Source organism: Cohnella sp. GCM10012308 (assembly GCF_042649185.1).
GTDB lineage: Bacteria > Bacillota > Bacilli > Paenibacillales > Paenibacillaceae > Cohnella.
The window spans coordinates 17,585-41,258 of record NZ_JBHRYU010000046.1; the positions used below are offsets into that span (position 1 = coordinate 17,585).

A 23,674-nucleotide genomic window follows, 5' to 3' on the forward strand; every position below is an offset into this window, starting at 1 on the left:
AGCCAAGGAAGTTAAAGGCATTCGATCATGCCTTTTATAATTCTAAAGTGATTCGTACACTAGCCTGCGTAAACTTACATAAATATGATGACGATGATGATGGATGGGAAATCCTATCGGTACGTTTTGAGATGTAAGCGTTCGGAGCTAAAGTATCGAAAAGTCCTTTTTGCGCCTAATGATATTTACTTCATCAACCTTTCGAACAATACGATATTTCATTTTATGATAGTAGAGGACTTGACGTGGCAGCCAGCTCCAAGGAAGCGCTAAGAGACCTTTATGTAAAACGAAATGATTGGATATTGAAATACGATTGTAAGAGAATCGAATCTACTTTCATGAAAAATTAATTCAGTCTTGTCTGTACGATGAGGACGAAATGGGGGATATGATGGAAAGAAGACACTGCAAAGCCATTATTGAATGGGACAAGGATAAAGACACAAGCAAATTTCCATTAAACGAATGGCTTCGCGATATCGTCGTCATATTCGGTGAAGTCGTCGGCAAGGTCATTCATGGCGATGTCTGGACGGTCTTGGTTCGCGTTACAGAAGTGGTCGATGACTCGCATACCTATGCAGATGTGGCTTTTATCGTAGACGGGGCCCCGTGGCACTTGCTTGAACCTGGATTCAGCTTTAAATTATGGGCTGGGAGGGAGATTGCTGCCGTCACCATTTTATGATGCGATCTTGATAAAACGATGTCCCTCTCCCTGGCCCCGCACTTACATAACCGAGGAAGCTGAACGGCAGCATGGCGAGTTCGATTGCCAAGCTGTTTTTAAAACCAGGTCTTCCATAGCCACATCTGTCTCGTCACGTGACGAGCCCTATGTATTGTTCTGCCTATACTCCTGAGGCGAGATGCCCGTATTTTTCTTGAAAAACTTGGTGAAATAAGAGATGTTATAAAATCCAAGCTGCGATGCGACTTCGTGAATTTTGACGCCCTCTGCGCTGAGCAGCTCTTTGGCGCGGGCAAGCTTAAGCAGCTTCGTTCTTTCCGATATGGAAATACCTTTCTCCGCATGGTATAGCCGTGACAAATAGTAGGGGCTGAGATGAAACGTCTTAGCCAGATGGTCAAGCGACGTGTTTTGATGCAGATGTTTTACAATGTAGGCATCCACTTTATCGATAATCTCCTGTTTTTGATCTTTCTTTTCTCCCTCCGCGTATGAGAACAGCATGCTGGCCAACCGCGAGCAGTATTCTTCAAAAGCGGACCAGTTGGCATGCATCTCATAGTTCGAGAGCGGCTTTAGATCAAGCTCATTTTCGATGCTATGCGTTATTTTTCTTGCGTTCATATAGGAAAGGAACATCGCGGACAGGTGTGCGAATATTTCCAACTGCAACGTATAATCAATAAAAACCGCCCTTTGTATATCGTGAAAAAAAGTCGTCATCGTACGTTGGAAGGTCGGTTTGTCGCCGGATTCGAGCAGGTTGGTCAGTTGATATAAATTCCGCTTGATATCCTGAGGCAGCAGCTCCTGCTCCCCGAACTGCGAAAGCATGCTGCTAGCCTGTTCGATCAAAATAATTCCCTCGTCAAGGCCGATCCCGCGCTGCATCCACTCGCTCATTTCCTTGTAGGTATGATGGATTTGCAGCCAGCCTATGTTTGGTTTGGAGAGAACAAAAGAGACCGGAAGATGCAGGTACTGCCGAATGGACTGTTGGATTTTTTCCAGCAACTCGTTAATGTACCACTGTAAATGGGTCAAATCTTGAGCGGAATCCGTCTGAATGAGCCAAACGATATAGCGATCCTCGATAAACGAAACGATACGGCAAGTTTTACGCAAAAATTCTTCGACAATATTGTTTACGGCGTACTGGAGCTGCAGCTTGTCTTTAAGTCGGTAATCCTGCGGCCAACGATCTACTCTACCAATCATCAGGACGACATCTTGCTCTTGCTCAAGCGGGATTTGTAAAGATTGCATGTAACCGAAAATCGAACTGAGCGTTTGGAGTCTGCCGGACAACAAGTTTTCGAAAAAGTCTTTGTGAAGCAAATATTGCGCTTTTTGCAGCTGCAGCTCCGTTTGCGTCATAATGTCGTGCATGCGCAAATCCGTTTCGATCTCCCCGATGACCCTCTGAATCGCTTCGATGATCACTTCGTCCTCGACCGGTTTCAGTATATAATCAAAAGCGTTTTCCCGCATGGCGGTTTGCAAATACTCATAGTCCGAATATCCGGACAAGAAGATGACCTTGCAGCGACTCCACTGTTTTTTGACATGCTTGATTAACTCCAATCCGGATATTCCCGGCATACGGACATCGGTAATCAGAATATCGATCCGATTATTTTTCATAATTTCCATGCCTTCGATCGCGGAATTGGCTTTCCAGATCGTAAGCTCTAAGTACTCCACTGTGGACAGCATTGCAAATAACGTGTCCACAATTACGGGTTCGTCGTCGATCAGTAAAATGTTATTCATAGACATTCTCTCTTTCTGTCAGAATCGTCAGGGTTGCTGTTAGTCCCCCGAAATGATTACTTTGCAACTGGACGCCGCTGCTGTTTCCAAAGCGCAGATGCAGACGCCGGTGCACATTCCATAAAGCATGGTCGCGGAACTCGTCTTCCAACGCGGCTTTGTTGTCCCACTTCTGAAGCTGCTCGAGCGAAACGCCTTTACCGTTATCCTCGATTTCGATCGTTAATCGATGGGGCGTCGCAATAATGCGCACATGAACCATGCCATCCTTGTGCGTATCTTCCAGCCCATGTACAATCGCATTTTCAATAAACGGCTGGATAATTAACCGCGGCACTTCCCAACCGTCAACAGGGCCATATTCGGTAAACTGAAAAGCGATTCTGCTGCCAAATCTGATCTGCTGAATAAGCGTGTAGGTTTTGGCATGCTGAAGTTCCTTATCCAACGGGATAAAATCCGCTTTATTCTGCGTAATGAATTTGAAATAGTCGCCCAGATGCTTGGACATCGCGGATACGCCTTCGAAGTCTTCCGCTTGCGCCATTCGGTACAGAATATACAGACTGTTATATAAAAAATGGGGGTTTACTTGCGACTGCAGCTGCTTCAGCTCCGCTTTCTGACTGCGGATCGTTTGTTCGTACACTTGCTGTACGAGAATGTTTAACTGGGCGGTCATCTTATTGAATTGTTGATACAAGTAGTGAAACTCATCCTTGTGGCTATGTTGAAGATTAATATTGAATTGCCCGATCTCGACCATTTTTAAGGCTTGCATCAATTTGCGCATCGGCTTGTGAATGAAGCGAAGCAACAGCAGAGACACGACGAGCACAACAATTCCGGCAATCGCGTAGAGCACAGTCAACCATGTTTTGAATGCGTAGACGGGCTGCAGCATTTGTCCTTCTTCCACAATCGTAACAAAGGACCAATTGCTAAACTTGAATGACTTCGTAAAGCGAAGATAGCTTTTGTTGTCCAAACGGAAAGCAGTGTCCTGCATGGCGGCGGTTTGTTGAATAAACTGCATCGTTTCCGCATTCGCGCCGGCCGCTGGAATAACAAAAGACGAGTTGCCTTCATTGCTCACGATATAGGAGGTGCCGTTTCCTATCGCTTTAGGATCGGCCAGTTCCTCGCGAATTTTAGAAACAGAAAGCTCAATAACGACAATAAACATAGCGTTATTGAGATGAGGAAATCCCATGGGGAAGTATATCCGATCATCTGAAGCGACTAAACCGGAATTCGAAGTTTTTTTATGAAGAAGATCGTCCAACTCCTTCGGTTCCAACTCTGTCTGTCCCGTAAGGGAGGACAAGCGTCTCTGGATGTTCGGCATCATAATTAATGCTTCTTTAATATATCTGCTCGAACCTGAAAGCGCATAGAGCTTGGAATGAAGGTCATTAATCGTTTTCGTTCGTTCGTAGGGTGTTAATGTATCCGAGCGTATGCTAATCGCCTGTAAATCCTGATCTTTAAGGAAGTCCTGCTGCAGCTGGAACACGCGTTCCAATTCAGAATCCATTGAAGATACGAAGAAGTCGGACTTCTGCTCCATCAGCACCAGAAGCTGCTGGCGAATAATATCGACTCCAAATTTGTTCATCAGCGAGCTGATCAAATAAACAGGAATAAAAACGAGCAGAAAAGTTGTCAAGAGCTTCATGAATATGCCGTAACGGACAGGAAACAGCGCGGATAGTTTCACTATAACGAGGCCACCTCCAATTGAAATTCATCATACTTTGAAAGATGAAAAAGAACAACGGGAGTTCAATAGTTAGCAACAGAGTGCACAACATGACAAGTATTGTCCCTTGTTGGCTCATTGCTGCCTCGCTTAAAGTTAAGGCATGCACTCGAGTATATAAAGGGAGTGATAATAATGAAGAAATTATCTCAAAAAGTAATTGCTTTGATGACGGCCGTTTTGTTGCTTTTCGGGACAAAAACAACCTTTGCCGAGGATTTCATGATCGGTTTCTATTATGCGCCGCCATCGGACTATACGAATGCGACGCAATACGATTACATAAGAGATGCAAATATAAACGAAGTCTTTAATGTGAACGCTTTCGACTCAACATTAGACACAGTAGCGGAAAATATTGCAGCTATGGATCTGAGCAGCCCAAGAGGATTGAAGTATCATGTGTCCGATTCGCGAGTCAGGTACGTGGATAGTGCGACGAATGCCGATATCGATGCGGTTGTGAATGATTACAAAAATCATACCGCATTCAAGGGATTATATATAAGAGATGAGCCGTCCGCCTCAAGGTGGGAAGGTTATGCTAGAGCTTATAATAGATATTTATTTAACAAACCGGATATTGTACCCTTTGCGAATCTGCTAGGTTATTCAAGTGATTTCGATTTTGAAACATACCCGGTTGCTGAAACCGTACAGACCGAAACAGGCAACGGCACGGCCGTTCAAAGCAACCAGCCATTGAGACAAAGTTTTAAAACCTCCGCATCAACCACTTTCATTCATTCGATAGAACTGAAAATTGATTATAACTCCTGGGATCCCTCTGAATCACTCACTTTAACGTTGTGGAACGCGGACAAAACCGATTGGCTGGCCAAACGCACTTTGAATGCGTCGAATAATGGATATTATCCGAGATTTGAATTGTTGGCAAATGTATCTCCCAACACGACTTATCAATGGGAGCTAACCCACGACGGAGGCGGGAACAATGCGGTGGGGTGGGTGGTCAGGTCTACTGCCAATGTGTATCCGGACGGTGCCGGTTATGTCAATAACACGGTGCAGAATTGGGATTATTACTTTAGAGTATTCTCTGGATATACAAAAGCAAAAACGACATTAATCGAACAAAATCAAGGCGCGCCTATTGCTAACACTTCCGTTACCAGCACGTGGCCATTAGGTCAGTCTTTTAAGACTACGGCGTTTTCTACGTATATCGACGCTATTGAGCTGCGTCTTGACAGCAACACATGGTTGCCGGGCGAAGCGCTAACATTAAAGCTATGGAATTCTCCTGCTAAAACAACGCTGATCGCTTCCCGTACGCTGAACGCAACCAATAATATCGATTATCCGAGATTTGAGCTAGGTGTTAATGTTGCGGCCAATACCTCCTATTATTGGGAAGTTACTCATAATGGCGGAGGAGACGGCGACATAGGCCCGTTATATATTTTGAATTACAGTGGTTATCCGGATGGGAATTTTTACTCAAACGGAACTTCAGTGCCCAATAATGATCTGTATTTCAGAGTCTACGGGAAAGATCGCATAAAAATGCCCCTGGTCACATCGCAAACTTTACAGGGAACAGGTTACAACGTCACAAGTTCAAATGGCATTGGACAAACTTTTAAAACTTCGCCGAGCAGCACTTATATTCATAAAATACAGTTAATGGTTGATTCCAGTTCGTGGGACGCTGGCGAAGCTCTCACATTGAATTTATGGGACTCGCCTTCCAAAACGAGTTTAATTGCTTCGAAAACGTTATCGTCTACTAATAATGGGGACTATCCTCAATTTCAGCTGGACGCCAGCGTATCCGCAAACACCAGCTACTATTGGGAATTAACGCATAATGGAGGCGGAGACAACTCCATAGGATGGGTATGGAACTCAAATACCAACAATTTCGCAGAGGGCTCCGCTTATCGGAACGGATTATTATTAAACAATGACTTTGTCTTCAGAGTTTATGATCGTCCAACCGTTAAAGATAAGATCGTCATCAATAATACATCCGGCGATGGGGAGTTTGTAAGTGCTTCAAATGCAGTGGGGCAAACGATCAAGACTCCAAAATATTTAGAACGGAACTTATATAGCGTGGAGTTGTATGCAGACCCAAGCACTTGGACAACGGGTGAGACGCTGACGTTGACGGTGTATGATAGTATAAACAAAAAAGAGGTTTTTGCCAAAGCTTCAATTTCCGACAAGTCGAATAATGGCTGGCTGCCAAGGTTTTATTTGAATGCCTTTCTTAAGCCAGACACGACCTATTATTACGAACTGACGCATAGTGGCGGAGGGAATAACAGCATATATGTCGCTCATTCCCTATCAGGATCCTATTCGGACGGAAGCGGGTATATCAACGGTACTGTACAAACCTGGGATTTGTATTTCAGAACGATATTCCGGTCGGAGTATCAGGATTATTTGGATGAATGGGTGGATACGATCGGACAATCCAGTTTAAAAAATATTTCCAATGACTATTATCCTTTTACGACATCAGGCGTTCAAACGGATACTTATTTCTTGAATCTTGAGTTATTAAGGGATAAAGGATTAAAGACGAATATTAGTACGCATGTTTATTTACAGTCAGTAGGAATTAACAATAATTTGGCTCGTCCCAACGAAAATCAAATGCGATGGAACGTATTTACAAGCCTTGCATATGGAGCGAAGGGGGTATCGTGGTTTACGTGGTGGACGCCAATCAATATACCTTCCTTTAGCGATGCCATTATTGACCGAACGGGAACTAAAACTGACTTATATACGCCCGTACAAACGTTAAATGCACAAATTAAAAAATGGGGTCCTACTTTAATGGACCTGATCTCGCAGGATGTATATCACTCGGTTAGTACTTTGAATACTGGAACGCGTAGTGTGCCGACTGATTTCTTCTGGAAACCTAATAACGTTAGTGATGATGTAATCATTTCCTACTTTAAGGATTCAAGTAACAGGAAGTATATTATGGCAGTTAATAAATCATATACAAATACCAGTACATTTACTTTTAATATTAATCCTAAACCTGCAACTGTAACGGAAGTATCCAAGACAACAGGGCAAGAAGGTAGCACGAATTATAATTCTTCAACGGGAATCATATCGGCTCAGTTTGCCCCAGGAGAAGGAAGGCTTTATGCGCTTCCCAGCGGGTATTAATTGATTCCTTGAAATGACATAACCTCATGCGAAAATAGGCCACTGATCGTTTAAACAAGTGGCCTTTTTCTCGTTATGGATGAGGTCAAGGCGTGAAATAGTTAGCAATAGAGTGCATGACATGACAAGTATTATCCCTTGTTGGATCATTGCAGCCCCGCTTAAAGTTAAGACATACACTCGAGTGTAATTCATATTGATTAGGGGGACTTTAGATTGAATTTGCGAAAAAGCAAGGTTCAGCTTGTGGTCTTGATTGTGGCGCTAGCCATGGTATCCATTCTCAGTGCATGCAGTAAAGAGAATACGAGCGGATCGAACGCAAGCGAATCGAAGGCGGTGTCTTCGCCATCCGCAGCCGCGACTGATGTTGGGAACGAAAATGTTGATCCGTTAGGCAAATTTGATCCGCCGATTGAAGTCAAAATCGGCCGATCGGCCGATGGCTTCAAGTTTGATTCTGGCGAGTCGATCGACAAAAACAGGGTTTATGATTTTTACGAGCGCGAACTGGGCGTAAAGCTTGTTAATGAATGGATTGTTCCCGGCGATCAATATGCAGCTAAGACCAATGTGGCGATATCCTCGGGCAACATCCCGGATGTGTTCATGGTTGACGCAAATCAGTTGAGAAATTTGGTTGAGGCTGATTTGATCGAAGACTTGACGGACGTCTATCAAAAGTATGTAAGCGCAGACACAAAGAAAACCGTTGATGAAGATGGCGGCTATGCAATCAATGCAGCAACAGTCGATGGAAAGTTATACGCTTTTCCCGCAGTGTCCCAAGGCTTCTGGACATCCAACATGCTGTGGGTACGCCAGGATTGGTTGGACAAGCTGGGACTGCAGCCGCCGAAGACGATGGATGAGCTGACACATGTTGCCTCGGAGTTTGTTAAGAAAAAGCCTGACGGAGTGGACACCTATGGACTGGGCCTTACCAAAGAATTAACGACTGCAGTTGGCAATGGTTTTTTTAATAGCTATCATGCTTATCCTTTCCAGTGGATTAAAGACAACGAGGGCAAGATTGCTTACGGCGGCATACAGCCGGAAATCAAAACAGCCGTATTGGCGCTGGCCGATATGTATAAGGCAGGGCTTATCGATAAGGAATTCGGCGTGAAAGACTATGCCAAAGTAACGGAAGCCATTGTTTCCGGAAAGCTGGGAATGGTCTATGGCAGCTTCGGTTATGCTTTCAGTGCAATAAAGGATTTGTATGTTAATAATCCCGGTGCTGTATTAAAAGCGTACCCCATGCCTTCCGCGGACGGTTCGCCTGCTAAAGCGTATGTTGGACCTACGGCAGGATCGTTCTGGGTTGTGAAAAAAGGCTTTAAACATCCGGAAGCCGTTGTCAAACTGGCTAACTTCTTTACTGAGCATTGGATGGTTCATCCACATCCCGATTATGGCACGAGCAAGGACGGAATTATGTACTGGCAATATACCGTTGTGCCGTTTAACTCGCCGCTGCTTCAAGTCAATGAACATCGTAAAGTCAAAGAGGCTTTCTTGGCTAATGAATCTGCCGATGCTTTTCCGAGTTCATCCAACGAGCATATTTATTTGAAAGGGATCTATGATTATTTGAAAAATCCGAAGGACAACAAAAATCCGGATGTTCAAAATGGATGGATGTATCAAACGACATTCGGAACGCCGAATAGCGGCGCAGAAGTGTTAGATTATTATTTTACCAACGGTTTAACGGTTACAACGCCGTTAAAAGTTCCTTCTACGCCAACTATGGCGCAAAAAATGCCGACCTTATCCAAGATGGAGGAAGTCTTCTATACGAAAGTTATACTCGGTGAAGCCGGAGCTGCAGATTTCGACAAGTTCGTAGCAGATTGGAAGAAACAAGGCGGAGATGAGATTACCGCAGAGCTTAACAACAACTAGAGGTCAGGGAGGCAGCGGAAATTCCGGTGCCTCCTCCTTTCCTCGGCGAATCGGAAAGAATAAAATTCACGATACCGCAAAAGGCGTTTTGGCAGGAAAGGGTTTTCTCAGGAGGTAAATGCCAGATGAACTTAACACGTTGGAAGAAGAACATGTCACTTCATATCATGTTAATTCCGGCTACGATATTTGCTGTTCTATTTTCCTATATTCCCATGACAGGAATTGTGATTGCCTTTCAAAGGTTTATTCCAAGCCGGGGCTTTTTTAATTCGACCTGGGTCGGGTTCGATAACTTTACCTACATGATGAATATGCCGGATATTTATCAGGTTCTATACAATACCGTGTATATTGCGGTTATGAAAATTATCGCCGGGCTAGTCGTCCCGATTGTGGTTGCACTCTTATTGAACGAAATGAAAAAGAAAGTGCTGGTCAGATCTGTTCAGACGATGATCTACTTGCCGCACTTCCTTTCATGGGTCATTCTCGGAGGAATTTTGATTGATATTTTATCTGTTGAAAACGGGATCGTTAACAAGGCGATTCAAGCAATCGGTTTGCCTTCCGTGTTTTTTCTGGGAGACAACAGTTGGTTTCCTTTAACGCTTGTCGTCACAGATGTCTGGAAGGAATTCGGGTTTGCCACCATCATTTATTTGGCTGCCCTGACTTCGATCGATCCGACATTGTATGAGGCCGCTATTATTGATGGCGCTAATCGTTGGAAGCAAACGCTGCATGTGACTTTGCCCGGGATAACACCGATTATTATTTTGCTAGGCGTATTAAGTCTGGGAAATGTGTTGAATGCGGGTTTTGAGCAAGTGTTTATGCTTTATAGTCCGTCTGTGTACGAATCCGGCGATATTATCGATACACTGCTTTACCGAATTGGTTTTGTGGATGCGCAATTTGGCGTTGCAACAGCGGTGGGAATGTTTAAGTCCGTTATTGCTGCATTTCTGATTGGAATGTCGTACTGGCTTGCCTATCGTCTGGCTGGATATAGAATCTTCTGAAGATGAGGGTAAATGATGGCAACGAAAAAAGGAAAGCGACAACTGGGAAACATCGTTATCAGTACGATTATGGTTGCACTTGGCATTTTGTGTTTGCTTCCAATTATTAATATTATCGCCTTTTCATTGAGTAGTTCGGCTGCCGCTAATTCGGGTCAAGTCACCTTCTGGCCGATCGATTTCAGCTTGGATGCCTATACGTATATTATGGATGAACCGAGATTCGGAAAGTCATTTATGGTTTCTCTGAGGAGAGTAAGCCTGGGGTTAGGGATCAGTTGTTTGTTGACGCTGTTGACTGCATATCCCTTGTCTAAAGAATCAATCCGTTTTCGTCCCCGCACCTACTATGTTTGGTTTTATGTAACAACGATGCTGTTCAGCGGCGGGCTTATTCCTACGTACATGGTTGTTCGCTCATACGGATTGTTGGATTCCATATGGGCATTGGTACTTCCCGGAGCCCTTCAAGTGTTTAATATCACGCTTATGTTGAACTTCTTTCGGGGACTCCCGAAAGAGCTGGACGAGTCGGCGTTTGTAGACGGTGCGGGCCACTGGACGATTCTTTTCCGTATTTATCTTCCTTTATCGCTCCCATCGCTCGCAACCATTGCGCTATTTACAATGGTGGGTCACTGGAATGCCTGGTTTGACGGCATCATTTATATGAACAGGTCGGATAACTACCCGCTTCAAACGTACTTGCAGACGATTGTGACGAATCCCGATATGAGCCGAGTCATGAACTTTGCCGAGTTAAAGAACATTTCTACTCGAACGGTTAAGACTGCGCAGATTGTCGTGGCCATGCTGCCCATTGTCGTGGTATATCCGTTTTTGCAAAGGTTTTTCGTGAAAGGAATTGTGCTTGGAAGTGTCAAGGGTTAGGCTCCCATATGCTTTATTCATGTAAGCGGAATCATAGGTGAGGACAATTCCAGTTAGGGAGGTTTACCATGACTTTGAAAAGCAAGGGTAAAAAAGTATTTGTCCTGGCTTTAATGCTTTGTCTCCTATGTTCTGCGTTTAGTTCATCGTTCAGCGTCGCATACGGCGCTGATGCAAACCCGACAGATAGCGCAGCATCATCCACTCCCTTATTTCCTGATTTAGATGGCCACTGGGCAGAGGAATCATTGAAGAAGTGGGCATCGATCGGTTTAATCAAAGGTTATTCTGATGGTACATTTCAACCGGATCGTACGGTTAACCGCGGGGAAGCTTTCGCGCTCATCAATCGATCCTTTGGACTTAATGAGCAAGTGCCCATCGATTTCTCCGATCTAGCCGTCTCCGATTGGGAATATGAAGACGTGGCCAAAGCGCTCAAGGCAGGTTACATCACAGGCTATTCCGATGGGACGATAGGAGCCAGACAACGACTTAGCAGGTTAGAAGCGGCAATCATGATCGCACGCTTGCTGGGGTTGGAGCCGAAAGAAGATCATACCGCAATTAATGCCTTTACGGATGCAGATCAAATACCGACATGGGGCAAAGAGGCGGTTGCAGCTATGGTCACCGCACAAGTCATGCAAGGTTATGGGGATAAAAGCTTTAAACCTAACGCTTTCATTACGCGTGCAGAGATTGTAGTCATTTTGGATCGAGCCCTAAACTTAGCGACTCCGAATGAATACAATCAGTCAGGCACATATGGTCCCGTGGATCGTATTCGGACGGTTAACGGTAACGTGAGCGTCAATGCTTCCGGCGTAACGCTGCAGAACATGAAGATCACCGGAAGTTTATTGTTAAATGAAGGCATCAAAGAAGGTGAAGTGATTCTTAAGAATGTAACGGTTCTAGGAACGACGACCGTTAAGGGAGGGGGAATCAACAGCATACATTTTGAAAATAGCGTTCTGTCAGCTGTTATTGTAGACAAAGCAACTGGAACGGTGCGAATTGTTGTTGAGGGAACGACGATTGCCGAAGTGATCGTTAAGTCTTCCGTTATTTTAGAAGTGGGCAAGGAAGCAAAGATCGTCACCATGTTGTTGGAGGCGATTGCTAAGGTATCGGGGCTTGGCGTAATCGAGAAGGCAACATTGAACCCAAAAGCGAAAGGGACAACATTCGAGACCAGACCGTTGCAACTGGACGATCAGTCAGGCGGATCTCAAGGCCAAACTGGCCCATACGTAGTGCCGGCACAAAATACGATTGTTGAGAATGGAGCAGCCAAGGCACGGATTATTATTGATGAAGATGCTAGCCAACGCACGCGCGAGGCTGCTGACACTTTCAAGAAATACGTACAGAAATCAACGGGAGCAGCGCTATCAATCGTAACCATTGAACAACTAGCTGAGCCATCTACTGACGATAAGGCAAATATTTATATCGGAGTTAGCCGGATTGAAGATCAATCAAACCATCAAGCTCTGTTGAACCAACTCAATGTCGATGGCTTTATTATCGATTCGCAAGTAAACAACATTACGATTATCGGATCCACGGATTGGGGAACGGAGTTTGGCGTTAACGAATTCCTGGAGCGATATTTGGACATTCGCTGGTTGATGCCGGGACCGGACGGCGAAGATGTGCCATCGCACAGTACAGTTACCATCCCGCGCACGCTCGTTAAGGAGGAGCCTGCAACGATATCTCGCCATTTCTTCGGTACCGAAGCTTCGATGTCGGTAACGAATGCGGAGTGGGCAGCAAGGAATCGAATGCATGATAACATTCAATTCCATCACAACTTGGCTAATCTGTTCGATCCGGTCGTATTTAAAAATCATCCGGAGTATTACGTAGACGGAGTCGTTCCGACACATCCGTATGATTGGCAGCCATGCTTCAACGATACAACAGCGGCGGTGGCCATCCAACGTATTAAAGCGTATTTCCAGAACAATCCGGATTCGATGTCATACTCGCTTGGGATGAATGACAGCCATAGATTTTGCGAGAAACCGGGACAATTGAATTCGGTCGGGCTTGAGAATTTGTCGGATGTCTATTACCCATGGGTCAACAAAGTCGTGGAAGGCGTATTAGCCGAGTATCCCGACAAATATTTCGGATTGCTGGCGTACTCCAATCTGTTCGATCCGCCGACTACGGTAACGCTGAACGCCCATGTCATTCCTTATATTACAGAAGATCGCATGACGTGGATCGATCAAACGAATTTTGATCTATCAAACGAGGTCTTCCAGCGCTGGAAACAGGCGGCGACAAATGTGGCCTGGTATGAGTATCTTTATGGTTGGCCATACAATCTCCCGCGTGTGTTCCCGCATCAGATGGCTGAAAATTATAAATATGCCCAGGATCAAGGGGTTATCGCTCATGTTGCGGAGCTGTTTCCTAACTTCGGCGAGGGGCCGAAACCGTGGCTTTCCGCTAAGCTGCAATGGAATGCGGACCAGAATGTGGATGAACTGCTGGACGATTGGTACAAGCGTGCGGTAGGCGAGGCAGCCGCTCCTTACTTGAAGGATTATTACGATTTGTGGGAAGATTTTTGGACTCGGCGTATTCTCGATACGGATTGGTATGAGAGGTTCAAGTCAGAGCGCTATTATCTTCGTTTCGACCAGCCTGATTACTTGCAGCCGGTAACGAAGGAAGATATTACGCAAAGCCGCAATCTGTTGGAGCAGGCTGTCGCCAAAGCGCAGACGAGTCAACAGAAAAAACGCGCCGAATTGCTTCTCCGTTCTTTTGAGTTCTACGAAGCTTCTGCGCTCAGTTATCCGCGAAGCGGCCCGGTTGCCACACCGGCCAATGAACAACAAGCCGCAGCCATGCTGAACGATATCAAGCAAAGCTTTGCCATGGCCCAGAAGCGGACGGAGCTCGTCACGCAGTTCAAAGGCGATCCGATATTGGAGCTCCCCGTCTATCCGCCAGGCATGGGAGGCAACTGGGACGGCGTTCAACGATCGCTGATCTCCGCGTTAAAAGAATACGTGAAAACCGAACCGGCGAACGGCGCGATCGGTCCACAGCTAGCCGAATTTTTGGATGCGATCAGCTCCAACTATTCGGAAATGGCTGTGAAAACGACGGCGAGTAAAGCTGAAATATTGCAATCGCTCGATTTCAGCACAGGACCATGGGCGAACGCCAAACCGTTTACTGAATTTAATAATATCAAGACACAAGCAAAGGGACCGTACGAAACAAAAGTGTACTTGTTGTGGGACGACACGAATCTTTACGTCGGGTATGAGAATTTTGACGATCACCTTGAGGGCATGGTCTTGAGCGATGATGCGCCCAATGGATGGTGGAGAAGCGGCGGAGACGACTCGGTGGAGACGTTCATGGTCAGCGATCCATCAGGCGGAATCACCGGGTTCTTCACCAATCCGAGAGAGGTCAAGTTTAATTATCATCAGACGCCAGGATACTTGGCGGTACCGAGCACTGTCGCGGGATGGGAAAACAAATCGGTCATCAAGAGCGATCGGTGGAATACGATTCAGGTGATCCCGCTCGAGAGCATAGGTGTTGATCCGGAGCAAGGCAAATCATTTAAGGCTTATTTCTTGCGGAACTATCATGGCCAGACCGAATTTTTGGGGTGGCTGGGCGCTGCTCCATGGAAACTGGAGTCGTTCAAAACGATCAATATGGTCGAGGGCGAAGGAATTATTCAGAACGGCTCGTTTGAAACCGGTGAAGCAACCGACCCGGATGCCGCGCCGCCATGGTATTTGGAAGGCAGTACTCGGACGGATGAAAAGTCGCGGACAGGCGGCCATAGCTTGTTGATTAAAACGTCGACAGTGGCGCCTGCGACCCCGTTTCAGGATATGCCGATTACGCCTGGCAAATACAGAACGACTTTTCACTACTTCCTGCCTGCAGGCTCGTCAACGCTTGGGACTGTACACTGGGAAATCAATGTGAAAAACGCAAATTATAAGCTGCTGGATTCGATCGTCTCTCCCGATCAATCGGCTAGTGACGCAGTCGGGAAATGGTCCAAAGTTACGGTCGACTTCGAGGTGCTGCCAAGTTATATCGTCGCGCCGACAACGGAAGCGCCAGGCCGAGTGCAGCCTGTCATTTTCTTCACCGGATTTGCCGACAACCAGAAGGTATATTTGGACGATGTTACCCTTTATCCTTTTGACGGCTCGTCAGATCCCGGTTCCGGTCCTGGAACCGATCCCGGCACGAATCCCGGCCAAACGAACCTGATTCCGAACGGATCGTTTGACAGCGGGGACCCAACCGCGCCTCCGTGGTATGTCGACAAAGCTTACGCAGATGATGTGATCGAACGTACGACAGATTATGCACGTACAGGCGAGTATAGTCTCGCCGTAAACATGTACAACAATCCTAACGGCTACGACGTCGCGGCTTTCCTTGATTTGCCGATCACGCCGGGTCAATACGAAGCGTCCTTCCATTATTTCGTGCCGGAGAATTCAACAACGAATGGCAGTCTTGTATGGGAGGCTCACGTGAAGACCGCTGCATATGGCGTACTAAGCTCGAAGCAGTCTGATGCGTTTGAGGTTGCCGCCACCAAAGGCCAATGGGCAAAAGCGACAATCCAATTTACGGTAGATCCAAGTTATGCCGGAGGCGTACCGGGGCGCGTGCAGCCTGTTATCTACGTCGTCGGTTTTAAGCAAGGCGAATACGTATACATCGACGATGTCACGCTCCAAAAGCTGAATTAGCACAGTCATTTGCACGCAGATTCAATCGAGAACATCCCGCGCCTGCCGCGGGATGTTTCTTCGTCATAGTGAGCAAGAGAGTGCATAGAATGACAAGCTTTCTCCCTTGTTGGGGTCATCTGCTTCACTTAGAGTTAGAGATGCATTCGAGCATATTTCGTCGCTACTGGAGGAGAGTGAAGATGAGACAAATCAAACGAGCGGTTCATATCGACTTTCATACGATGCCGGATATCCCCGATTTCGGGGCGAATTTTGATGCCAAAGCATTCGCTCAAACGCTGAAAGACGCCAAGGTCGAATTCATTAACGCTTTTGCCAAATGCAATATCGGTTACGCATACTATCCTACCGAAGTTGGGGTCATGCACCCGCATTTGAACTTTGATATGTTCGGGCAAACGGTCGAGGAGTGCCGCAAGTTGGGGATTGGCGTGACCGCCTATTTCAATTTGGGATTGGATCATGAAATGGCCAGAAAGCATCGCGAATGGTGTGTCGTCAATAAAGAAGGGCAGATCATCTACGGCGACCGGACGGAAAACTTCTTCAGAGCGATGTGCCTGAACTCCGGTTACGGCGATTATATGCTGGCGATGATCAAGGAAGTGTTGGATCGTTACCCGGTCGAGGGGATATTCCTTGATTGCATTAATATGTATGCGAACCCATGCTATGGCAACGAATGTTGCGAGCATATGCGGGAGCGGGGCATGGACCCGCTTAACGACGACGACGTGCTTGCTTTTACCGGCATCCAGACGCTTGAATTTTGCCGGAAGGTGAAAGAGCTCGTTGGCGATCATAAATTCCTTCACTTGAACGGATTGCGTTTCGGCGATTCGCAGGGGCTTAATACGCATGCCGAGATCGAGTGCTTGCCGGAGCTATGGGGTTACGATTTCTTCCCGGCACAAGTGGCCTATGCACGCAATCTCGGCATACAGGTGTTCTATATGACGGGCAGATTTCATGCCAGCTGGGGCGATTTCGGCGGTCTGAAGACGAAGGCTTCGTTGCAAAACGATTGCTGGGATGCGCTCAGCAACGCCGTGACGACTTCGGTCGGCGATCATATGCACCCTCGCGATGGTCTTGACCCGGCAGTATACAGCATGATTGGCGAAGTGTATACGGAGATCGAGAAATATGAGCCGTGGACGGACCATGCTCGTGCAGTCGCGGACATCGGGATCATGGTGCCTGTCAGCGGTGTGATTGGCAAATCCCATAACGGGGCTGTCCGAATACTGGGCGAATTGAAATATACGTACGATCTGCTGGATGAGCGCATGGATCTATCGCCGTACAAGGTCATTATACTGCCCGATGATCTGACGGTTACGGAGAAGCTTCAAGAGAAGCTGGAGCGGCACTTGGCTGAAGGCAAAGGCATTATCAGCTCCGGACACGGAGGGCTGAATCCCGAGAAGAACGCTTTTGCGATTGATGCTTGGAATCTAACGTACGACGGGCCCGATCCATGGAATCGTTCCTACTTTAGGATGCTGAAGGATACAGGCGGAGAAGTGCCCGACAGACCATGCGCTATTTACAATCAGGGCATTCAGATGCAACTGAAAGACGGCGCGCAAATGATTGCCGATTACATCGAGCCGTATTTCAATCGGCATTGGGATGGGTTTCACGGCTATTTCTACACGCCGCCGAAGGGGAGCAACGGACGTCCCGCGCTCGCCAGATCGGGCAATATTTTTCAGTTCAGCTTTAATATTTTTACGGCGTATAACGAATACGCATTTGTCACGCATAAAAAGATGGTGAAATATGGCCTGGAGCAGTTGCTTGCCGAACCGTTGCTCAAGTGCGAGAATCTCCCTTCAACTTCACGGGTGACGGTAACGGAGAAAGACCGGATGAAAATGGTCCATGTGAAGACGACACATCCGGAGAAACGAGGCAATTACACCATTATCGAGGATCGCCCGTTGCTGACGCAAGCGGTCGTATACCTAAAGGGACAAAACGCAAGGAACGTGTATGCGGCTCCCGACGGAGAGGCTTTGGCCTATGAAACGGCAGGGGAGTACATTCGAATTCCGCTGCCGGATGTAGACGGTTATCTGATGGTTGTCGTCGAAGAGGCAGATAAGGAGTGAACAGACTTTGACGGTATTGAGAATGAACGAAGCCGTTTTCCAGATTGATATCGATAACCGGGGAGAGCAGGAAGGCTGGTTTGCTTCAGCGTTCGATAAATCGGATTGGCTGCACGTAAACATCCCGGGCGCATGGGATTTTTACGGTCATGCTTATTGGGGATATGAGGGAATCGGTTGGTATTGCCTAAAGCTTGAAGCGGATCAAACGCCATCAGGCCGCAACTATCGTCTTCAATTCGAGAGGGTAAGCGGACACGCCAAAGTGTGGATCAACGGTGAACTGGTGGGAGAGCATATCGGCAGTTTCTTGCCTTTTGAATGGGATATTACCTCCTGCCTGCAAGCAACGGGAACCAATCAGATTGTTGTCCGAGTCGATAATGTGCCGCGACGCAACTGGCTGCCGGGATCGATGCTGATCGAATGGATTCAATACGGGGGGATTTTGCAGCCGGTCTCACTCGTCTCGAACGATCGTTGTTTGATCTCAAATGTTGCGATTGACGCTGCGCCTGTTCAGGAAGGTGCTGCGGTCGTCTGCCAAGTCGAGGTGACGAATACAGGAGAGACGCTGTTGGAGGGGAAAATCCGGCTCGGAATCGAAGCGAACAATACCGTCTACACAGCCCTGACGGAGATCGCCTGCCCTGCAGGGCAGAAGATCGTATGCTCGGCAACGATCGACATGGCGCGAGCACGGTTATGGTCACCGGAGTCGCCACAACTCTATCATTTGCAAGTGGAAATGCTTGGACATGGAGAACAGATTGTTGACGGAAAGACGGAGCGCTTCGGGGTCAGAACGATCAAAGTGCAGGGTACGCAAATTCTCCTTAATGGAGAGCCGATTCTGATTAAAGGCGTAAATCGATACGACGATATTGCCGGATATGGACCTACCGTTCCGGAAGAGGACATTCGAGCCGATCTGCTCAAGGCGAAGCAAGCCGGCGTGAACTGTATTCGCACGCATTATCCGCTGGACACGCTTCATTTGAACATCATGGATGAAATCGGGCTGTTGCTGATCGACGAAATCCCGTTAAATTGGTGGCTGAAGCCGTGGGAGATCGATGCCGAAGTCGACGAGATCGAGAACAATGACATCATCGACAGAGCTGAGACGGAGCTGCAGGCGATGATCAAGCATGGCCGCAACCACCCGTGCATCATTGCCTGGAGCATGTGCAATGAATCAGGAACGAACAAGCCATACGGTATTCAGGCGATGCGCCGGTTAATGAGCAAAGCGAAAGAGATGGATCCCACCCGCCTCGTTACCTTCGTTGCAGTCGGACATACCCCGGGCCACCAAGCATTCCTGGATGCGGATGTCGTCAGCATCAATTTGTATTATGGCTCAGTGATCGCGCCGCTGGTCTACCATATGGATCAACTGGAGGAACATGCGGCTGCTCCAACGGCTAAGCATTTACGAGAAACGGTATCGGAATATGCGGGAAAACCTGTCATCGTAACAGAGTTCGGGGCGCAATCGATCGCGGGCGTTCAAGGCGATCTTCGTTATTCCGAAGCGCTTCAAGCCGCTTATATACAATCGGTATGGCAGGCAATTCGAAGCGTGGAGGGCGTTCAGGGCGGGATTCTGTGGTGCTGGGCGGATTATTATCATCGCAGCGTGTATGCCGGACCATGGCAAGCTCCCTTTGGCGCATATGGCGTCGTAACGGTTGATCGCCAAGATAAAGTGTCATTAGGCGCGTTAAGCAAGCTTTTTAATGAAGAAACCGATAGAGGGCGTGCATGAAGATGAGAAGAATCGATGTCCACTGCATGATCGGATCTTCGGCCAATGAACCATTGGAGATCAGAAACGAACGCGAGCTGATCGATCGGCTCGCAGACTACAATATTGATCAAGCGATCGTATTTCATTCCGTGGCGCGCGACTCGAACCCGATTGCCGGAAACGAGAAGTTGCTGGAATGGACTCGAAACGAGGACAAGCTGATTCCTTGTTTTATTCTTTCTCCTCATTATAAATATGATCGGGGATGGGCTGAGACGGAGCGAATACTGCGCGAGGAAAATATCCGGTTTGTGCGAATTTGCCCGCGTTTGCACGGATTTACGCTGCACGGCGCGCATACTCGCGAAATATTCGAGATGGCTGCCCGACTCCGCATTCATGTGCTGATCGATCATTCGGAAATCATCGATGCCTACGGGAAAGATATGGAGATATTCGAGCACTTGTTAAAGGCGCATCCCGGCGTCAACGTGATTCTCACTTCTGTCAGTCATAGAAACATCATGGTCGTTTACGGCTATTTGGAGAACTACCCCAACTTCTATGTGGAGTTTAGCACGTATGCCAACACTCTCGCTTATGAAGATGCGGTATCGAGATTCGGTTCGGAGCGCCTGTTATGGGGCACGGAAATGCCATTCAGAATGCCCGGTTCAGCCATTACGATGCTGTCTTATGCGGATATTAGCGTAGGGGACAAAGAGAATATCGCCTATAAAAATGTTGTGAAGCTGATGGAGGAGGGAGCGTAATGAGGTTAAACGAATATGCCGAGCAAGGAAAGCCGCTGGATCATCTCCTGGTCATTGACGTTCATGGGCATTTAGGTCCCTCTCCCAGTTTCTATATGCCCTATGCCAACAAGGAGGAGGAGCAGGCCGTTCACTTCTCCAACATGCTGGATCAGATCGGGGTCGACTATGCCATCGTTTCGATGCTAAGAGGGCTTAATACGAATGAATTGGAAGCCAACCTTGATCTGGCCAATCTGATGAAGGTTCATCGTAAACTGCTTGGCTATGTAACGTATGTCCCTTCCTGGCAGCAGAAAAGCTTGGCAATCGCTGAACAATGCTTTGCCCAGTCCGATCGGTTCGTAGGATTCAAGATTCATCCGGATATGAACAAGTATCCGATTGACGGGCCGGACTATACGCAAATGTGGGAATATGCGGATGCCAAAGGGCTGCTCGTGCTTGTCCACACGTGGTCGAAGTGTCCTTACTCCGATCCAGTGCGCTTGTTCGCTATTGCGGAAAAATACAAAAACGTAACCGTGTTGATCGGCCATTGCGGCGGAGTAGAGCCCGGTGTAACGACGGCAATAGAGCTGTCCAACAAGTATGAGAACATGTATCTCGACTTAACGGGCGTTTTCCTATGTTCGAAACATCCGCTTGAATATTTTGTTCGCCAGGCGAACCCGGACAAGCTGCTTTTCTCCAGCGATGCCGCATTCAACAGTATAACGTGGGATATCGGCAACATTTTATATTCCCGCGTGTCCGAAGAAGTGAAAGCCAAGGTGCTGGGTTTGAATGCGCAGCGATTGTTGAAGCGATTTATTCCATCCCTGATTTGAAACGAGAAATGCGATGCAGGGAGACAGCTTAAAAGCGGCGGGAAAAGGAGTGGGAGAGCGTGGAACGCAAATATGATTTTCGCAAGCGGCTCGAGGTCGTTCATAAGCCGAACCGCCGCGATCCGGCTATCCGGCCCGATGCGGGGGAGCTCGAAATTACGGAAGACTGGCGCATCGTCATCGACGAAGCGGCCGGGCCGCTGCTGGCGAACACGGTTAAGGATTTGCAGGACTACTTATGGACAAGCATGAACGTCTCCATCCGCGTGACCCGGACACGTAACGTGGCGGAAGCCGCGTCTGGCTGGGGAAGCGTCATCGTGCTGGCGACAAAAGAGGAATTGCCTGCGATGGGCGGATCACTTGAGAAATCGAGAAGCTATCGGATCGTTGCCCAGACCGACCGCATTGTCGTGTGCGGATTCGATGACCGGGGCGCTGCACAGGGGAGCTATTTTCTCGAGGATCAAATGAATTTGCGTGAATCGCCGGTGCTGGCACTCATAGATGTCACCCGCGAGCCGCTATTCTCGCCTCGTATGGCGCACTCCGGCTGGGGGCTGGATCGCTATCCCGACGCACATCTGAACGCGATGGCGCATGCGGGCCTCGACGCGATTATGGTATTCGTGAAGGATGTCGACGAAACGCCCGAAGGTTATCAGGATTTTAACTACCTCGTAGATCGCGCCGAATTGTACGGACTGGACGTGTATGTATACAGCTACTTGACGAGCCGTCTTCATCCGGACGACCCGGATGCGAAAGCCTATTACGACAACACTTACGGCAAGGTGTTTCAGGCTTGCCCCCGGTTCAAGGGTGTCATTTTGGTCGGAGAATCGTGCGAGTTTCCGAGCAAGGACCCGAACACGACGGGCAAGTTGCGCCTCGAATGGCCGGCTGATCAACCGCGAACGAAGCCAAGCCCGGGCTGGTGGCCGTGTAATGACTTTCCGCAGTGGCTTAATCTGTTGTCGGTTACGATCCGCGAGCACAACCCGGACGCGGACATCGTGTTCTGGACGTACAACTGGGGGTATGCGCCGAAGGAAGATCGGCTCAAGCTCCTTCGCGCCCTGCCGGAAAATATCACGCTGCAAGTGACGTTCGAGATGTTCGAGCAGATGCGCAACGAAAATGTGACGCACGTATGCGTCGATTACACGCTGGCGAACGTCGGACCTGGCGAATATTTCAGCAGCGAGGCGGAAGTTGCCCGCGAACGCAGCATTAAGCTGTATGCGATGAGTAATACGGGCGGTCTCACTTGGGATATCGGCGTTATCCCTTATGAGCCGTTTCCCGATCAGTGGAACCGAAGACACCAGGCGCTCCGACAAGCGCAGGAAGAATGGGGCTTAAGCGGCCTCATGGAATCGCATCATTATGGCTGGTGGCCGTCCTTTGTCAGCGAGCTTGCCAAATGGGCTTATTGGCGTCCAAGCCCCTCTTACGAGAGCGTGCTGGAGATGTTGGCGGTGCGGGATTTCGGCAAAGCGGCTGCGCCGTTCGCGCTGGATGCCTGGAGCGCGTGGAGCGATGCGATTCGGCACTACATTCCGACAAACGAGGATCAATATGGACCGTTCCGCGTAGGCCCGTCATATCCGCTTATTTTCCGCAGAACTGTTCAAATGCCGTCTGTCGATCATGCGATGTTCGGCAACGAAATCGTTGCAACGAATTACGAGCCTATCGAGGATCCCCGGCATTCGCTAGGCGCATCCCGCATCGACGTGGAGATGAGGAGCCTAGAACGGATGTTGGAACGGATAGAGGCCGGCAACGCACGACTAGAGAAAGCGCTGCAGATGACGCCGGATTACAAGCGGATTGATGGCGAGAGAATGCATGGGATTGGGCAATTTATCGCTAGATCCATTCAGACGACTCTCCATGTGAAGCAATGGTGGAAGCTGAAACATCAGCTTCTGAGCGAAGGGGATACTGGCAAAGCGACTAAGTTGCTGGAACTGATGGAGGAGTTGGCTCTCCGGGAAATCGCCAACGCAGAAGCGACGATTCCGCTCGTGGAAGCAGACTCGCGTCTGGGCTGGGAACCGAGCATGGAGTACATGACGGATACGGCGCATTTGCGGTGGAAAATCCATCAAGTTCGGAGCGTGCTGGAAAACGAGTTTGTGCAATATCGCAAGTCGCTCGCGCTGACAGATAACGTGCAATTATGATTTTCCGCCTTTGAATTAT

General features: G+C 48.0%; 14 protein-coding genes. 12 read left to right on the plus strand and 2 right to left on the minus strand.

The genetic code is table 11. The features are described 5' to 3' along the window. Positions 1 to 215 precede the first annotated feature (215 nt). Both ACFOTD_RS31480 and ACFOTD_RS31485 read left to right on the plus strand, forming a co-directional pair. Positions 216 to 353 carry a DUF3885 domain-containing protein gene (locus ACFOTD_RS31480; RefSeq protein ID WP_378123951.1) on the plus strand — a complete coding sequence of 46 codons (138 nt, stop codon included), beginning with the start codon at positions 216 to 218 and terminating at the stop codon, positions 351 to 353. Between the two features lie 38 nt (positions 354 to 391). Next, a complete protein-coding gene (locus tag ACFOTD_RS31485) occupies positions 392 to 691 on the plus strand; it encodes a hypothetical protein (protein ID WP_378123921.1) in 300 nt (99 codons plus the stop codon). 147 nt (positions 692 to 838) lie between these two features. Here the strand turns inward: ACFOTD_RS31485 and ACFOTD_RS31490 are convergent, their stop codons facing one another. Both ACFOTD_RS31490 and ACFOTD_RS31495 read right to left on the minus strand, forming a co-directional pair. After that, the gene (locus tag ACFOTD_RS31490) at positions 839 to 2,467 is read right to left on the minus strand and encodes a response regulator transcription factor (RefSeq protein ID WP_378123922.1); all 1,629 of its coding nucleotides are present in this window, start codon (positions 2,465 to 2,467) and stop codon (positions 839 to 841) included. Then, positions 2,460 to 4,187: a sensor histidine kinase gene (locus ACFOTD_RS31495; protein ID WP_378123923.1), complete on the minus strand. Its 1,728-nt coding sequence runs from the start codon at positions 4,185 to 4,187 to the stop codon at positions 2,460 to 2,462. Before ACFOTD_RS31495 ends, ACFOTD_RS31490 begins: the two co-directional genes overlap by 8 nt. Before the next feature lie 177 nt (positions 4,188 to 4,364). Here ACFOTD_RS31495 and ACFOTD_RS31500 point away from each other — a divergent pair, with 177 nt between their 5' ends. From ACFOTD_RS31500 to ACFOTD_RS31545, 10 genes are all read left to right on the plus strand, one after another. Next, on the plus strand, positions 4,365 to 7,391 hold the full coding sequence (locus tag ACFOTD_RS31500; RefSeq protein ID WP_378123924.1) for a hypothetical protein: 3,027 nt from the start codon (positions 4,365 to 4,367) through the stop codon (positions 7,389 to 7,391). A gap of 216 nt (positions 7,392 to 7,607) precedes the next feature. Beyond that, the gene (locus ACFOTD_RS31505; protein ID WP_378123925.1) at positions 7,608 to 9,302 is read left to right on the plus strand and encodes an extracellular solute-binding protein; all 1,695 of its coding nucleotides are present in this window, start codon (positions 7,608 to 7,610) and stop codon (positions 9,300 to 9,302) included. A gap of 125 nt (positions 9,303 to 9,427) precedes the next feature. Continuing rightward, positions 9,428 to 10,327, plus strand: coding sequence for an ABC transporter permease (locus tag ACFOTD_RS31510; protein WP_378123926.1), 900 nt, complete (start codon positions 9,428 to 9,430; stop codon positions 10,325 to 10,327). Between the two features lie 15 nt (positions 10,328 to 10,342). Continuing rightward, complete coding sequence (locus ACFOTD_RS31515; RefSeq protein WP_378123952.1) at positions 10,343 to 11,218, plus strand: carbohydrate ABC transporter permease; 876 nt, start codon at positions 10,343 to 10,345, stop codon at positions 11,216 to 11,218. 68 nt (positions 11,219 to 11,286) lie between these two features. After that, positions 11,287 to 15,987, plus strand: coding sequence for a DUF4838 domain-containing protein (locus tag ACFOTD_RS31520; RefSeq protein WP_378123928.1), 4,701 nt, complete (start codon positions 11,287 to 11,289; stop codon positions 15,985 to 15,987). Between the two features lie 182 nt (positions 15,988 to 16,169). Then, positions 16,170 to 18,107, plus strand: a complete 1,938-nt coding sequence (locus ACFOTD_RS31525) for an alpha-amylase family protein (RefSeq protein ID WP_378123929.1) — start codon at positions 16,170 to 16,172, stop codon at positions 18,105 to 18,107. Between the two features lie 7 nt (positions 18,108 to 18,114). Further along, positions 18,115 to 19,878, plus strand: coding sequence for a glycoside hydrolase family 2 TIM barrel-domain containing protein (locus ACFOTD_RS31530; RefSeq protein ID WP_378123930.1), 1,764 nt, complete (start codon positions 18,115 to 18,117; stop codon positions 19,876 to 19,878). Beyond that, the gene (locus ACFOTD_RS31535) at positions 19,875 to 20,633 is read left to right on the plus strand and encodes an amidohydrolase family protein (protein WP_378123931.1); all 759 of its coding nucleotides are present in this window, start codon (positions 19,875 to 19,877) and stop codon (positions 20,631 to 20,633) included. Before ACFOTD_RS31530 ends, ACFOTD_RS31535 begins: the two co-directional genes overlap by 4 nt. Next, positions 20,633 to 21,463 carry an amidohydrolase family protein gene (locus ACFOTD_RS31540; protein WP_378123932.1) on the plus strand — a complete coding sequence of 277 codons (831 nt, stop codon included), beginning with the start codon at positions 20,633 to 20,635 and terminating at the stop codon, positions 21,461 to 21,463. The genes ACFOTD_RS31535 and ACFOTD_RS31540 overlap by 1 nt, the downstream gene beginning before the upstream one ends. 59 nt (positions 21,464 to 21,522) lie before the next feature. Then, positions 21,523 to 23,655 carry a hypothetical protein gene (locus ACFOTD_RS31545; protein WP_378123933.1) on the plus strand — a complete coding sequence of 711 codons (2,133 nt, stop codon included), beginning with the start codon at positions 21,523 to 21,525 and terminating at the stop codon, positions 23,653 to 23,655. Positions 23,656 to 23,674 lie beyond the last annotated feature (19 nt).

Excerpts from the sequence above, each read along its gene's own strand:
- ACFOTD_RS31485 (WP_378123921.1), top strand. The coding sequence starts at position 392 with ATGATGGAAAGAAGACACTGCAAAGCCATTATTGAATGGGACAAGGAT.
- ACFOTD_RS31490 (WP_378123922.1), bottom strand. The coding sequence starts at position 2,467 with ATGAATAACATTTTACTGATCGACGACGAACCCGTAATTGTGGACACG.
- ACFOTD_RS31500 (WP_378123924.1), top strand. The coding sequence starts at position 4,365 with ATGAAGAAATTATCTCAAAAAGTAATTGCTTTGATGACGGCCGTTTTG.
- ACFOTD_RS31510 (WP_378123926.1), top strand. The coding sequence starts at position 9,428 with ATGAACTTAACACGTTGGAAGAAGAACATGTCACTTCATATCATGTTA.
- ACFOTD_RS31515 (WP_378123952.1), top strand. The coding sequence starts at position 10,343 with ATGGCAACGAAAAAAGGAAAGCGACAACTGGGAAACATCGTTATCAGT.
- ACFOTD_RS31520 (WP_378123928.1), top strand. The coding sequence starts at position 11,287 with ATGACTTTGAAAAGCAAGGGTAAAAAAGTATTTGTCCTGGCTTTAATG.
- ACFOTD_RS31525 (WP_378123929.1), top strand. The coding sequence starts at position 16,170 with ATGAGACAAATCAAACGAGCGGTTCATATCGACTTTCATACGATGCCG.
- ACFOTD_RS31535 (WP_378123931.1), top strand. The coding sequence starts at position 19,875 with ATGAAGATGAGAAGAATCGATGTCCACTGCATGATCGGATCTTCGGCC.
- ACFOTD_RS31540 (WP_378123932.1), top strand. The coding sequence starts at position 20,633 with ATGAGGTTAAACGAATATGCCGAGCAAGGAAAGCCGCTGGATCATCTC.